A 13,263-nucleotide genomic window follows, 5' to 3' on the forward strand; every position below is an offset into this window, starting at 1 on the left:
TTCGGCGTACAAGTGTACGCTATTGTGCCACTCGAAACTTTAAAATAGTGCGACTTACAGAGGTATTGAATGAAACGTGCAGTGATTACTGGCTTGGGCATCGTTTCCAGCATCGGTAATAACCAGCAGGAAGTCCTGGCATCTCTGCGTGAAGGACGTTCAGGGATCACTTTCTCTCAGGAGCTGAAGGACTCCGGCATGCGTAGCCACGTTTGGGGCAACGTAAAACTGGATACCACTGGCCTCATTGACCGCAAAGTAGTGCGCTTTATGAGCGACGCATCCATCTATGCTTTCCTTTCTATGGAGCAGGCAGTGGCTGATGCCGGCCTGGCTGCAGAAGATTACCAGAACAATCCGCGCGTTGGCCTGATTGCAGGTTCCGGCGGCGGCTCCCCGCGTTTTCAGGTATTCGGCGCTGACGCAATGCGTAGCCCGCGTGGTCTGAAAGCGGTTGGCCCGTATGTGGTCACCAAAGCGATGGCGTCCGGCGTTTCTGCCTGCCTCGCGACACCGTTCAAAATCCACGGCGTCAACTACTCCATCAGCTCTGCCTGTGCAACTTCTGCACACTGTATCGGCAACGCTGTTGAACAAATTCAGTTGGGCAAGCAGGATATCGTTTTTGCTGGCGGCGGCGAAGAGTTGTGCTGGGAAATGGCATGCGAGTTCGACGCAATGGGCGCGCTGTCTACCAAATATAACGACAACCCGTCTCAAGCTTCCCGTACTTATGATGCACACCGTGACGGTTTTGTTATCGCAGGCGGCGGCGGTATGGTGGTGGTCGAAGAGCTGGAACACGCTCTGGCCCGTGGCGCGCACATCTATGCGGAAATCGTCGGTTACGGCGCAACGTCCGATGGCGCAGACATGGTTGCTCCGTCTGGCGAAGGCGCAGTACGTTGCATGCAGATGGCGATGCACGGCGTAGACACGCCGATCGACTACCTGAACTCCCACGGTACTTCTACTCCGGTAGGCGACGTGAAGGAACTGGGCGCAATCCGCGAAGTCTTTGGCGATAACAGCCCGGCCATTTCTGCAACCAAAGCCATGACCGGTCACTCACTGGGTGCGGCTGGCGTTCAGGAAGCTATCTACTCTCTGCTGATGCTGGAACACGGTTTTATCGCGCCGAGCATCAACATTGAAGAGCTGGACGAGCAGGCTGCAGGTCTGAACATCGTGACTAAACCGACCGAGCAAGCGTTGACGACTGTTATGTCTAACAGCTTCGGTTTTGGCGGCACCAACGCCACGCTGGTTATGCGTAAGCTGAAAGCATAAGTCTCGGCTAATGCAGTACACGAAAGGGAGCCGTCAGGCTCCCTTTTTTACTTATTCATCTTTTCGTACTCCGGTGCGATCTCCGCAGACCAAGCTTTCGCACGGGTAATATCCCCGGTACTGTAGATGGGCTGTTCATAACGATCGCTAATATCGCGAACGCGATAAATTTTCCAGCGCCTGTCTTCCCAACGCGTATATACCTCCAACAGCATGGGGACTTCACCTGTCGGCCCACCTAATTGTACTTCCACCTTTTCGCCACCGAGAAAAGGTTGAGCCGGTCCAACCCGTAACAGCGGGATCCACTCCGGGTCGTAATCCTGTACGTACATAAAGTAGTCCGAGTCCAGAATTCCCTGCTCATAAAGGCCGTCAATCAGCGCCAGACGATTGATAACGTCTTTCGCCACATAGCGTTGCATGAGTGCGGATGTATCCCGCTCTTGTGTGTAGGCGGACATCCACGCGAGATAGAATTGTTTTACATCCCGGGAGCTATCGTGGCGCGGTGTAGAGCAGCCGCAAAGTAACAGCACCAGAGCAATCAACGAGAATGCTTTCATTACTGCTTCCTGTAAATAGTGTATGACGGTTTTGCCGCCCGATAGCCAGGTCCGGCCCACATATCGCGTTGTCTAAAATCGGAGTACCACGCCTGACCGTCAAATATCGCCATATGCCCGCTTGGGTTTCCTCCTTCATAAGGCTGAATGATGACGACATCGCCTTCTCGGGGTTGTTCAAATGTGCCGATAGGGCTGAAACCGGCACTTTTTAGCATGGGGCCATAATCTTTAGCATGATAAGTATGCCCAAGAGTGATACCTCCTGCCTGAATGGCTTTGCGGGTAAATTCCGCGCAGCGTCCTTGAGAATGTGAACTCGCGTGTGATTTAGCGTAATTAACTGCTGTTGTTTTATTCCAGCTCATCATGACTCCTGTTAATGAAATATGTAATAAGTTCGTGTATTGCTTTAACAGGATTTAATCTGATGGGAATAGCCGATAGTGCTATTAATATCATAAATATATTTAATTGAGATATTAATCAATTTGCTGGGTAAATTCTTAAGGATATATTTATAATTAATGATTATTCTTTGTAACGGCTTTTTTTTGCTGATTTTGAGAGATAACGTGACGGCCAAATCACGTCCGGCGTGGTTTCCAGCGCCTGTGCGATGATCTGTTCTGCTCGGGGCCAGTTGCGGGTAAATACATTACGCAGCGAGTCAGGAGATAAACCTGCCGAACGTGACAACTCTCTGAGTGTAATACCTCTTTTTTCCAGTGCACTTTTAATATCTGCACGATGCCAGTCTTGGCTTTTTTGTTCCATTCTGTAATCCTAAGAAGATGTGTTATCGGCACCGATATTTTTCAGGTTATAAATTAGAAAGACAAAAGAACGTTACTTTCTTTTTGTCGTAGGAATATTGCCAGAATTAATTTGAAATTTCGCGAAAAAGAAAAAATATTTTTATTTCATCAGCAGAAAGGAAAGAAACTGATGGTAAAAGAGTGGTTCACGGTCAAGGAGTGTCTTGAATTACCGGGGTTTCCTGGAAGCGCACCCGCTGTACGCCTGCGCTTAAATACCTACAGTGAAGGGAAAGAGGGCGTTAAGCGCAAGCGAGCGAAATCTAAGGCCGAGGAATTTCATATTTCTGTGTTCCCACTGTATGTACGCTCGTATCTGAATGAAAATGAGAAAACAGAAGCACCAGATTGCAACATCGTGCAGGAAGCAGGACCCAAAGAGATTTGGGATATGATGTTCCTGCTCCTGACGCCGCAGCAGCGTGAACAGGTAACCGGGCGGTTCAGAACGAAAGGCGTTGAAGCGGTATTTCCCTTTTTGTTCGTAGAGAAGTCATCGCTTTGAAACGCACTGCTATGCTTTCACAGTTGACAGCCAGGGCCACTCGCAGGCAGACTCCAGCTTCAACATTATCCTCTTGATAATGCGTAAGCGTTTAACGTTATCCAACGCACCTTAATCCTGATAGTCAGGTAGAGGGGGCGTGGACATTCCTCGCCTTACTCTGCATTTTGGAGTAACGCATGACAGCTGTAACCCAACAAGAAAAAACACCTTCGGCGAATTTTTCGCTGTTTCGTATCGCTTTTGCGGTTTTCCTGACCTATATGACGGTCGGTTTACCTTTGCCCGTCATTCCTCTGTTTGTGCACCAGGAGCTGGGCTATGGCAACACCATGGTCGGTATCGCCGTTGGCGTACAGTTTCTGGCAACGGTATTAACGCGCGGCTACGCCGGGCGCTTAGCCGATCAATATGGTGCTAAACGTTCGGCGCTACAGGGGATGTTTGCCTGTGCGCTGGCGGGCGCGGCGTGGCTGTTAGCCGCGCTATTGCCCGTTTCCGTTCCGGTGAAGTTTGCGTTGTTGATTGTCGGGCGCTTGATCCTTGGTTTTGGCGAAAGCCAGTTGCTCACCGGAACGCTGACCTGGGGGCTGGGGCTGGTTGGGCCAACGCGTTCCGGCAAGGTGATGTCGTGGAACGGGATGGCGATTTACGGCGCGCTGGCCGCGGGGGCGCCGCTGGGGCTTTTGATCCACAGCCACTTTGGCTTTGCGGCGCTGGCAGGAACCACGATGGTATTACCGCTGCTGGCATGGGCATTCAATGGCACCGTGCGCAAAGTGCCTGCACATGCAGGAGAGCGTCCTTCGTTATGGAGTGTGGTAGGGCTTATCTGGAAACCGGGTCTGGGCCTGGCGCTGCAGGGCGTGGGTTTTGCGGTAATCGGTACCTTTATTTCGCTCTATTTTGTCAGCAACGGCTGGACGATGGCGGGTTTCACCCTGACCGCATTTGGCGGGGCGTTTGTGCTGATGCGTATTCTGTTTGGCTGGATGCCGGACCGGTTTGGCGGCGTGAAGGTTGCCGTTGTTTCGTTGCTGGTTGAAACCGCGGGTCTGATTTTGCTGTGGCAGGCGCCATCGGCCTGGATTGCACTGCTGGGAGCGGCATTAACCGGGGCCGGGTGTTCGCTTATCTTCCCGGCCTTGGGCGTCGAGGTCGTGAAGCGAGTGCCTGCCCAGGTTCGTGGTACGGCTCTCGGCGGTTACGCCGCGTTTCAGGATATCTCCTACGGCATAAGCGGTCCGGTTGCCGGGGTTCTGGCCACTGCATACGGTTACTCCTCGGTATTCCTTGCCGGGGCGATATCCGCTGTGGTGGGGATTATTGTAACGTTGCTTACGCTGCGTAAAGGTTAAGCGACCAGCCAGAAAATGGCTAACGCAATCATCAATGCAACAAACAACAGTCCCGGTCGTGCCGACAGCGTTTTTACCGTTTCAATCACTGGTGCGAACGGGCTGAAAATGGGTTGAAGATGACGCGGATCGTTTAATTCCTGCTCCCGGTCACGTTCCACGCGGCGCAGGAAGATTTGATTGAGCAAGTCCAGCACCTGCACCGTGGTCAGAATCGATTGTGGTTGGATCTGATACGTCTGCTGTGCGTACTCTTTTATTGCCGTTAGCTCATTTGGCTCCAGCGGCAGTTTTAGCGCCGCCTGGAGCGTTTGTAGCGTCGGGGCGCTTTGCAGGCTGAGCGTCTGGCGCGCCTGTAACCAGGTCACCAGATGCGTAAACTGTTTGGCGGGGATCAGCTCACCGCTTTTTACGCCAGACAGCTCCAGCATCGACTGCCAGATCATTTTCCCCGACTCTCCCGTGGCGGCCGCCAGCTTAGTGACCAACTGATTCAGCGTATTGTGCTCGGCGGGTAATAAAGGGCGATCGGTTGCCGGCCGCTGTTGTGGCTGCGGTATTGAAAGCTGCCCTTGCTGCAACAGCGTGAGCACGTTCTTCAACTGCTCTGGCGTGAGCTGGCTGAGCGCTGTCTGCCCGTACTGTTGACGGATGAAATCACTCATCGCCTGGCGATTATTTCCCTGACTCAGTAATTCAGTGAGCTGCGACAGAACCTGACGGTTAGCATGATTCTGCTGAGCAACCCCCAGACGCTGATTCAGGTTTTGTTCTGCTGCGGGGAAGTGACGTGACTGCAGCGGTGTATCGTTTTTAACGCCCAAATCGTGCTTCATTCCAGCCCACACCTCAGCGCTTTGCTGTTGGGTAAGCGAAATCAAACGGGTAATCAGTCGTTCCAGTACGGTACGTTGTTGCGTGGATAACGGTTGTTCACCCGCAGCGGAAGGGGCATTTTGGCCTTCGCCGGGAGGGCGGGCGGGCGTACCTGAAATGGGCTGCATCATCTCTGTTCCTTAAATCTGTCCTGGCCAGGTCTCGCAGTATGCCTGGCGGCGAGATTATGGCACACTTGCCCGGTTAACTCTCGTTCTCAAACAGGTGCGAAAGACGTGAAAATCCTCGTTGATGAAAATATGCCCTATGCCCGCGAACTGTTCAGTCGTTTGGGGGAGGTCAAAGCGGTTCCCGGTCGTCCGATTCCCGTAACAGAACTGGATGAGGCGGATGCGTTAATGGTGCGTTCGGTGACGAAAGTAAATGAATCACTGCTTAGTGGAAAACCGGTTAAATTTGTCGGTACGGCAACCGCTGGCACAGACCATGTGGATGACGCCTGGCTTGCGCAGGCGGGGATCGGTTTTTCCGCCGCGCCCGGTTGTAACGCGATAGCGGTCGTAGAATATGTTTTTTCAGCGTTGCTGATGCTGGCGGAGCGTGATGGGTTTGCGTTACGCGATCGCACCGTAGGCATTGTGGGGGTGGGCAACGTGGGTGGGCGTTTGCAGGCGCGCCTGGAAGCATTAGGGATCCGCACGCTGCTGTGCGATCCACCGCGAGCCGATCGGGGTGACGAGGGCGATTTCCGCTCGCTGGACGAACTGGTAGAGCAAGCTGATGTGCTGACTTTCCATACGCCGCTGTTCAAAGATGGACCCTACAAAACGCTGCATCTGGCGGATGAGGCGCTGATTAGCCGTCTGAAACCGGGCACCATTCTGATTAATGCCTGCCGCGGACCGGTCGTGGATAATTCCGCCTTACTGAACCGGTTGAATGCCGGTCAGTCGCTGAGCGTTGTGCTGGATGTCTGGGAAGGAGAGCCGGATCTCAATGTGGCGTTGCTGGAGAAAGCCGATATCGGCACGGCGCACATTGCTGGCTATACCCTCGAAGGAAAAGCGCGTGGGACAACGCAGGTCTTTGAGGCCTATAGTAAGTTTATTGGTCACGAGCAGCACGTTGCGCTCAGTACCCTGTTACCCGCACCGGAATTTGGTCGTATCACCCTGCATGGCCCGTTAGATCAGCCAACGCTGAAAAGGTTGGTTCATTTAGTGTATGATGTGCGCCGCGATGATGCGCCGCTGCGCAAAGTCGCTGGAATTCCGGGTGAATTTGATAAACTGCGCAAGAATTATCTTGAGCGCCGTGAATGGTCGTCTTTATATGTGATGTGTGACGACGCAGCCGCTGCTGCCCTGCTGTGTAAGCTGGGTTTTAACGCCGTTCATCACCCGGCACATTAATGTCTTCTTAATGCTCCCTGTCGAATAATGCGACAGGGACACTTACGTATTTCTGGAGTAAATCACCATGTCTGAAGGCTGGAATATTGCCATTCTGGGCGCAACGGGCGCCGTAGGCGAAGCCCTGCTCGATACGCTGGCTGAACGCCAGTTCCCGGTCGGTGAAATTTATGCGCTGGCACGCAATGAAAGTGCCGGTGAACACCTGCGTTTTAACGGTAAATCAGTCATAGTGCAGGATGTCGCTGACTTTGACTGGACGCAGGCACAGCTGGCATTTTTTGTTGCGGGCACTGAAGCCACTGCGGCATGGGCTGAAGAAGCAACCAATGCCGGTTGTCTGGTTATTGACAGCAGTGGTCTGTTTGCGCTCGAGCCTGACGTTCCGCTGGTCGTCCCGGACGTTAACCCATTTGTACTGGCGGATTACCGCAATCGTAACGTTATCGCGGTGCCAAACAGCCTGACCAGCCAACTGCTTTCCGCGCTGAAACCATTGATTGATGACGGTGGCCTCTCACGTATTACGGTGACCAATATTATTTCGGCTTCCGCTCACGGTAAAAAAGCCGTAGACGCACTAGCCGGACAAAGCGCGAAATTGCTTAACGGCATCCCGATTGACGAAGATGATTTTTTTGGCCGTCAGCTGGCGTTCAATATGCTGCCGCTGCTGCCCGATCGCGAAGGTAGCGTGCGGGAAGAGCGTCGTATTGTTGATGAAGTGCGCAAGATTATGCAGGATGACGGCCTGTTAATTTCAGCCAGCATCGTGCAGTCACCCGTGTTCTACGGTCATGCGCAGATGGTGAATTTTGAAGCGCTGCGCCCGCTGGCCGCAGAAGAGGCGCGTGATGCCTTTTCTCGTGGTGAAGATATTGTTCTGTCAGAAGAGACCGATTTCCCGACTCAGGTTGGCGACGCGTCAGGTACTCCGCACCTTTCCATTGGCTGCGTGCATAATGATTACGGCATGCCTGAGCAAGTTCAGTTCTGGTCTGTGGCAGACAACGTGCGCTTTGGCGGCGCGTTAATGGCGGTGAAAATTGCGGAAAAACTTGTGCAGGAGTACCTGTACTAATGTCTGACCAGCAACAGCCGTCAACCCATAAAATTGCGCTGGGCATTGAGTACGATGGCAGCAAATATTATGGCTGGCAGCGCCAGAACGAAGTGCGTAGCGTTCAGGAAAAACTGGAAAAAGCGCTCTCTCAGGTGGCGAATGAACGCATTAATGTCTTTTGTGCGGGACGCACGGATGCGGGCGTTCATGGCACAGGGCAGGTTGTTCACTTTGAAACGACGGCGCAGCGTAAAGATGCGGCCTGGACACTGGGGGTAAATGCGAATTTACCGGGTGACATCGCTGTACGCTGGGTGAAAGCTGTACCCGATGATTTTCATGCCCGATTTAGCGCTACGGCTCGCCGTTATCGCTACATCATCTACAATCATCGGTTGCGTCCTGCGATTTTAGGTAAAGGGGTAACCCATTACTATGAGCCGCTGGATGCTGAGCGTATGCATCGTGCAGCCCAGTGTCTGATTGGCGAAAATGATTTTACCTCGTTTCGGGCGGTGCAGTGTCAGTCGCGCACACCGTGGCGTAACGTGATGCACATTAACGTTGAACGTTTCGGTGCGTATGTGGTGGTGGATATTAAAGCGAATGCCTTTGTACATCATATGGTCAGGAATATTGTCGGCAGCCTGATGGAAGTAGGTGCCCACAACCAGCCGGAGAGCTGGATAGCAGAACTGTTAGCGGCGAAGGACAGAACGCTGGCAGCGGCAACGGCGAAAGCGGAAGGACTGTATCTGGTTGCAGTAGATTACCCGGATCGGTTCGACCTGCCAAAACCGCCTATGGGCCCGCTATTTCTGGCGGACTAATTTGAGTCGTATAAAGGCATAACTATGGACCTGATTTACTTTCTTATTGATTTTATCCTGCACATTGATGTGCACCTGGCGGAGCTGGTCGCGGAATACGGTATCTGGGTATACGCTATTCTGTTTTTGATTCTGTTCTGCGAAACGGGACTGGTGGTGACGCCGTTCCTGCCAGGCGATTCGCTCCTGTTTGTTGCTGGTGCGCTTTCTGCGCTGCCAACGAACGATCTTAATGTTCATCTGATGGTGGCGTTAATGATAGTGGCGGCGATTGTGGGCGATGCGGTGAACTACACCATCGGGCGATTGTTTGGCGAGAAGCTGTTCAGTAACCCAAATTCCAAAATTTTCCGCCGCAGCTATCTGGATAAAACCCATGCGTTCTATGAGCGTCATGGCGGTAAAACCATTATTCTTGCGCGTTTCGTTCCTATCGTACGGACATTTGCGCCGTTTGTTGCCGGGATGGGACACATGTCCTACCGTCATTTTGCGATGTATAACGTCGTAGGCGCGCTGCTGTGGGTATTGTTATTCACCTACGCAGGCTACCTGTTCGGCGATTTGCCGATCGTTCAGGAAAACCTGAAATTACTGATTGTGGCGATTATCGTTCTTTCCGTATTGCCGGGCGTAATTGAAGTGATTCGCCATAAGCGTGCTGCGTCACGGGCGGCAAAATAGAAAGTAACTCAGCGGTTCGACCACTTTTTTATCCAAAGTTTCGGGCTGTTATGTTTTAATGTGCAACATTCATGGTCTGTTAGGGGCAAAAATGGCATTATGCGCCCCTTATAACAAAGCTGACTAGGGTTCAGGCAGAAAGGTCACCAATGAGCTGGATTGAACGAATTAAAAGCAACATTACTCCCACCCGCAAGGCAAGCATTCCTGAAGGGGTGTGGACCAAGTGTGATAGCTGCGGTCAGGTTTTATACCGTGCTGAGCTGGAACGTAATCTTGAGGTCTGTCCGAAGTGTGACCATCATATGCGCATGTCGGCGCGCAATCGCCTGCATAGCCTGTTAGATGAAGGTTCTCTTGTGGAACTGGGTAGCGAGCTTGAGCCGAAAGACGTGCTGAAGTTTCGTGATTCCAAAAAATACAAAGACAGACTGGCTTCTGCGCAGAAAGAAACCGGCGAGAAAGATGCGCTGGTGGTGATGAAAGGCACGCTGCATGGTATGCCGGTCGTTGCTGCAGCATTCGAGTTCGCGTTTATGGGCGGCTCCATGGGCTCTGTGGTCGGCGCGCGTTTTGTCCGTGCCGTCGAACAGGCGCTGGAAGATAACTGTCCGCTGATCTGCTTCTCCGCTTCTGGCGGGGCGCGAATGCAGGAAGCGCTGATGTCTCTGATGCAGATGGCGAAAACCTCTGCCGCACTGGCGAAAATGCAGGAACGTGGTTTACCGTACATTTCCGTACTGACTGACCCTACCATGGGTGGTGTTTCTGCAAGCTTCGCGATGCTGGGCGATCTCAACATTGCTGAGCCGAAAGCGCTGATCGGCTTTGCAGGTCCGCGTGTTATCGAGCAAACCGTACGTGAGAAACTGCCGCCGGGATTCCAGCGCAGCGAGTTCCTGATTGAAAAAGGCGCTATCGATATGATTGTCCGCCGTCCGGAAATGCGCCTGAAACTGGCAAGCATCCTGGCGAAGCTGATGAATCTTCCTGCGCCGAATCCGGATGAGCCGCGTGAAGGCGAGGTGGTAACTCCGGTACCCGATCAGGAATCAGAGGCCTGATAACTTACTCTATGGATTTCGAGTTGCAGGAAGGCGGCATGAGAGTGAACCCCGATGAGCTTGCACGGGCAAGTGATTCGGGTGAGCGAGAGCAGCCAACACACCTGCAGCTTGAAAGACGACGAGTAAAAAAGGGCAGGGCCAACTGGCGCTGCCTTTTGCTTTTTTCTACGTAATAAAATTACAGGCATCATGGACAATAAACGTATTCCTCAAGCCGCGTCGCCCCTGGCGTCGTGGCTTTCTTATCTGGAAAACCTGCACAGTAAAACCATCGATCTTGGCCTTGAACGTGTAAGCCAGGTGGCGCGCAAACTGGGTGTGTTGAAACCCGCGCCATTTGTGTTTACGGTGGCAGGAACCAACGGAAAAGGCACGACATGTCGTACGCTGGAATCGGTGCTGACCGCAGCAGGCTATAAAGTCGGGGTGTACAGTTCGCCGCATCTGGTGCGCTACACGGAGCGCGTGCGCGTGCAGGGGCGTGAACTGCCGGAGTCAGCGCATACCGCATCGTTTGCTGAGATCGAAGACGCGCGTGGCGACATTTCTCTGACCTATTTTGAATACGGTACGTTATCGGCGCTCTGGCTGTTTAAACAGGCGCAGATGGATGTCGTTATTCTGGAAGTGGGGCTGGGCGGGCGCCTTGATGCCACTAATATCGTTGATGCTGATGTGGCGGTGATCACCAGTATTGCGCTTGATCATACCGACTGGCTGGGCCCGGATCGCGAAAGCATTGGTCGTGAGAAAGCGGGCATTTTCCGCGCTGAGAAACCGGCTATCGTCGGCGAACCTGAAATGCCTTACACCATCGCGGATGTCGCGCAAGAGTGCGGGGCGATTTTGCAACGCTGCGGCGTGGACTGGCGCTATGCGGTAACCGAGGACGACTGGTCATTTACGGACGCTCACGGAACGTTGGCGCATCTGCCGTTGCCGCAGGTTCCACAACCTAACGCTGCTACCGCACTGGCCGCGCTGCGCGCAAGCGGGCTGAACGTTAGCGAGCAGGCCATTCGTGACGGTATCGAACACGCGATTTTGCCGGGACGCTTCCAGATTGTGAGCGAGTCGCCGCGAGTGATTTTCGATGTTGCCCATAACCCGCATGCGGCAGAGTATCTGACCGGACGTCTGAAAAAGTTAGTGAAAAGCGGGCGTGTACTTGCGGTTATCGGTATGCTACATGATAAAGACATTGCGGGTACGTTAGCCTGGTTAAAAAGCGTGGTTGACGTCTGGTACTGTGCGCCCCTGGAAGGGCCGCGTGGCGCAACGGCAGAACAATTGCTGGAGCATTTGGGCAAAGGCGACGCCTACGATAGCGTGGCGCAGGCATGGTCTGCGGCACTGGCTGAGGCGAAGCCAGAAGATACCGTGTTGGTGTGTGGATCGTTTCACACTGTCGCACATGTCATGGAAGTAATAGACGTGGGGAGAAGCGGTGGCGAGTAAGTTTCAGAATCGATTAGTCGGCACAATTGTGCTGGTCGCGCTGGGGGTGATTGTGCTCCCTGGGCTGCTTGACGGGCAGAAAAAACATTATCAGGATGAGTTTGCGGCGATCCCTCTGGTGCCGAAACCCGGCGATCGCGATGAACCAGATATGATGCCAGCGGCAACGCAGGCGCTGCCGACCCAGCCGCCGGAAGGGGCGGCAGAAGAGGTGCGTGCGGGAGATGCTGCCGCGCCATCGTTGGATCCTTCACGTTTGACGACGGCAAACAGCGCGGAGTTAGATCCTGTCCCAGCGCCCGTAGAGCAGCCGAAACCCAAACCGAAGCCGCAGCCTGTTGCCGTCGCTCCGACGCCTGCTCCTGCTCCTGCGCCAGCCCCAGCGCCTAAACCGGCTGCTGAGGAACCGCCAGCGCCGACCGGCAAAGCGTACGTTGTACAGCTCGGTGCGCTGAAAAATGCGGATAAGGTCAATGAGATCGTGGGTAAACTTCGTGGCGCGGGCTTCCGGGTATATACTTCCCCGTCAACGCCGGTGCAGGGTAAAATAACCCGCATTCTCGTGGGGCCGGACGCCTCTAAAGATAAGCTGAAGAACTCGCTGGGCGAGCTGCAGAAGATCTCTGGTCTGAGTGGCGTCGTGATGGGGTACACCCCTAATTAAGGGATTGCGCTGTTTACGGCGCAGCTCTGATTCAGGCCGGATACGGTGTTTTTACCGCTATCCGGCAGTGCCCGAAGAGGCATAAAACGGTATGGCGTTGAAGATTTTTTCAGCGCCATTTTTATTTACGCGTGGAAAGGAAATCCCTACGCAAACGTTTTCTTTTTCTGTTAGAATGCGCCCCGAACAGGACGACAGGGCGTAAAATCGTGGGACACATATGGTCTGGATTGATTACGCCATTATCGCGGTGATTGGTTTTTCCTGTCTGGTTAGCCTGATCCGTGGCTTTGTTCGTGAAGCATTATCGTTGGTGACTTGGGGTTGTGCTTTCTTTGTCGCCAGCCATTACTACACTTACCTGTCTGTCTGGTTTACGGGCTTTGAAGACGAACTGGTTCGAAATGGGATTGCTATCGCGATACTGTTCATCGCGACACTTATCGTCGGCGCTATCGTGAACTTTGTGATAGGCCAGCTGGTAGAGAAAACAGGCCTGTCGGGTACCGACAGGGTGTTGGGGATTTGCTTCGGAGCTCTGAGAGGGGCGCTGATCGTCGCCGCCATCTTGTTCTTTCTCGATACATTTACCGGTCTGTCGAAAAGTGAAGACTGGAGTAAGTCGCAGCTGATCCCGCAGTTCAGTTTCATCATCAGATGGTTCTTTGACTATCTGCAAAGCTCGTCAAGTTTCTTGCCCAAAGTATAAAC

General features: G+C 53.3%; 15 protein-coding genes. 11 read left to right on the forward strand and 4 right to left on the reverse strand.

What is annotated here, in order from left to right; genetic code table 11:
* Positions 1-69 precede the first annotated feature (69 nt).
* Complete coding sequence (fabB, locus tag SK32_RS01220) at positions 70-1,290, forward strand: beta-ketoacyl-ACP synthase I (RefSeq protein ID WP_005129715.1); 1,221 nt, start codon at positions 70-72, stop codon at positions 1,288-1,290.
* Between the two features lie 47 nt (positions 1,291-1,337).
* On the opposite strand, the gene SK32_RS01225 is transcribed toward fabB, so the two are convergent.
* From SK32_RS01225 to SK32_RS01235, 3 genes are all read right to left on the reverse strand, one after another.
* Entirely contained in the window at positions 1,338-1,856 is a 519-nt protein-coding gene (locus SK32_RS01225) for a YqhG/Tai3 family protein (protein WP_048211047.1), read from the reverse strand.
* Positions 1,856-2,224: a hypothetical protein gene (locus SK32_RS01230; protein WP_048211048.1), complete on the reverse strand. Its 369-nt coding sequence runs from the start codon at positions 2,222-2,224 to the stop codon at positions 1,856-1,858. The genes SK32_RS01225 and SK32_RS01230 overlap by 1 nt, the downstream gene beginning before the upstream one ends.
* Before the next feature lie 163 nt (positions 2,225-2,387).
* The gene (locus tag SK32_RS01235) at positions 2,388-2,633 is read right to left on the reverse strand and encodes a helix-turn-helix domain-containing protein (RefSeq protein WP_048211049.1); all 246 of its coding nucleotides are present in this window, start codon (positions 2,631-2,633) and stop codon (positions 2,388-2,390) included.
* 171 nt (positions 2,634-2,804) lie between these two features.
* Between SK32_RS01235 and SK32_RS01240 the strand changes: the two genes are divergently transcribed.
* Positions 2,805-3,179, forward strand: coding sequence for a hypothetical protein (locus SK32_RS01240; RefSeq protein ID WP_048212552.1), 375 nt, complete (start codon positions 2,805-2,807; stop codon positions 3,177-3,179).
* 179 nt (positions 3,180-3,358) lie between these two features.
* Positions 3,359-4,537: an MFS transporter gene (locus tag SK32_RS01245; protein ID WP_048211050.1), complete on the forward strand. Its 1,179-nt coding sequence runs from the start codon at positions 3,359-3,361 to the stop codon at positions 4,535-4,537.
* On the opposite strand, the gene flk is transcribed toward SK32_RS01245, so the two are convergent.
* Positions 4,534-5,541: a flagella biosynthesis regulator Flk gene (flk, locus tag SK32_RS01250; protein WP_048212553.1), complete on the reverse strand. Its 1,008-nt coding sequence runs from the start codon at positions 5,539-5,541 to the stop codon at positions 4,534-4,536. The genes SK32_RS01245 and flk overlap by 4 nt on opposite strands.
* Positions 5,542-5,649: 108 nt before the next feature.
* On the opposite strand from flk, the gene pdxB reads away from it, so the two are divergent.
* The 8 genes from pdxB to cvpA all read left to right on the forward strand — a co-directional run bounded on the left by pdxB (position 5,650) and on the right by cvpA (position 13,261).
* Positions 5,650-6,786, forward strand: coding sequence for a 4-phosphoerythronate dehydrogenase PdxB (gene pdxB / locus SK32_RS01255; RefSeq protein WP_048211051.1), 1,137 nt, complete (start codon positions 5,650-5,652; stop codon positions 6,784-6,786).
* A 67-nt stretch (positions 6,787-6,853) separates the two neighbouring features.
* Complete coding sequence (locus tag SK32_RS01260) at positions 6,854-7,867, forward strand: aspartate-semialdehyde dehydrogenase (RefSeq protein ID WP_048211052.1); 1,014 nt, start codon at positions 6,854-6,856, stop codon at positions 7,865-7,867.
* Positions 7,867-8,679: a tRNA pseudouridine(38-40) synthase TruA gene (gene truA / locus SK32_RS01265; RefSeq protein ID WP_048211053.1), complete on the forward strand. Its 813-nt coding sequence runs from the start codon at positions 7,867-7,869 to the stop codon at positions 8,677-8,679. Before SK32_RS01260 ends, truA begins: the two co-directional genes overlap by 1 nt.
* A 24-nt stretch (positions 8,680-8,703) precedes the next feature.
* The gene (locus SK32_RS01270; protein WP_003028140.1) at positions 8,704-9,363 is read left to right on the forward strand and encodes a DedA family protein; all 660 of its coding nucleotides are present in this window, start codon (positions 8,704-8,706) and stop codon (positions 9,361-9,363) included.
* A 149-nt stretch (positions 9,364-9,512) separates the two neighbouring features.
* On the forward strand, positions 9,513-10,427 hold the full coding sequence (accD, locus tag SK32_RS01275) for an acetyl-CoA carboxylase, carboxyltransferase subunit beta (protein ID WP_048211054.1): 915 nt from the start codon (positions 9,513-9,515) through the stop codon (positions 10,425-10,427).
* Between the two features lie 192 nt (positions 10,428-10,619).
* Positions 10,620-11,888, forward strand: coding sequence for a bifunctional tetrahydrofolate synthase/dihydrofolate synthase (folC, locus tag SK32_RS01280; RefSeq protein WP_048211055.1), 1,269 nt, complete (start codon positions 10,620-10,622; stop codon positions 11,886-11,888).
* Entirely contained in the window at positions 11,878-12,552 is a 675-nt protein-coding gene (gene dedD / locus SK32_RS01285) for a cell division protein DedD (protein ID WP_048211056.1), read from the forward strand. The genes folC and dedD overlap by 11 nt, the downstream gene beginning before the upstream one ends.
* Before the next feature lie 220 nt (positions 12,553-12,772).
* Positions 12,773-13,261, forward strand: coding sequence for a colicin V production protein (gene cvpA, locus SK32_RS01290; protein WP_005129678.1), 489 nt, complete (start codon positions 12,773-12,775; stop codon positions 13,259-13,261).
* Positions 13,262-13,263: the final 2 nt, after the last annotated feature.

This window comes from Citrobacter sp. MGH100 (assembly GCF_001034465.1).
In the GTDB taxonomy this organism is placed as follows: domain Bacteria; phylum Pseudomonadota; class Gammaproteobacteria; order Enterobacterales; family Enterobacteriaceae; genus Citrobacter; species Citrobacter youngae.

Excerpts from the sequence above, each read along its gene's own strand:
- fabB (WP_005129715.1), top strand. The coding sequence starts at position 70 with ATGAAACGTGCAGTGATTACTGGCTTGGGCATCGTTTCCAGCATCGGT.
- SK32_RS01225 (WP_048211047.1), bottom strand. The coding sequence starts at position 1,856 with ATGAAAGCATTCTCGTTGATTGCTCTGGTGCTGTTACTTTGCGGCTGC.
- SK32_RS01230 (WP_048211048.1), bottom strand. The coding sequence starts at position 2,224 with ATGAGCTGGAATAAAACAACAGCAGTTAATTACGCTAAATCACACGCG.
- SK32_RS01235 (WP_048211049.1), bottom strand. The coding sequence starts at position 2,633 with ATGGAACAAAAAAGCCAAGACTGGCATCGTGCAGATATTAAAAGTGCA.
- SK32_RS01240 (WP_048212552.1), top strand. The coding sequence starts at position 2,805 with ATGGTAAAAGAGTGGTTCACGGTCAAGGAGTGTCTTGAATTACCGGGG.
- SK32_RS01245 (WP_048211050.1), top strand. The coding sequence starts at position 3,359 with ATGACAGCTGTAACCCAACAAGAAAAAACACCTTCGGCGAATTTTTCG.
- flk (WP_048212553.1), bottom strand. The coding sequence starts at position 5,541 with ATGCAGCCCATTTCAGGTACGCCCGCCCGCCCTCCCGGCGAAGGCCAA.
- SK32_RS01260 (WP_048211052.1), top strand. The coding sequence starts at position 6,854 with ATGTCTGAAGGCTGGAATATTGCCATTCTGGGCGCAACGGGCGCCGTA.
- truA (WP_048211053.1), top strand. The coding sequence starts at position 7,867 with ATGTCTGACCAGCAACAGCCGTCAACCCATAAAATTGCGCTGGGCATT.
- SK32_RS01270 (WP_003028140.1), top strand. The coding sequence starts at position 8,704 with ATGGACCTGATTTACTTTCTTATTGATTTTATCCTGCACATTGATGTG.
- accD (WP_048211054.1), top strand. The coding sequence starts at position 9,513 with ATGAGCTGGATTGAACGAATTAAAAGCAACATTACTCCCACCCGCAAG.
- folC (WP_048211055.1), top strand. The coding sequence starts at position 10,620 with ATGGACAATAAACGTATTCCTCAAGCCGCGTCGCCCCTGGCGTCGTGG.
- cvpA (WP_005129678.1), top strand. The coding sequence starts at position 12,773 with ATGGTCTGGATTGATTACGCCATTATCGCGGTGATTGGTTTTTCCTGT.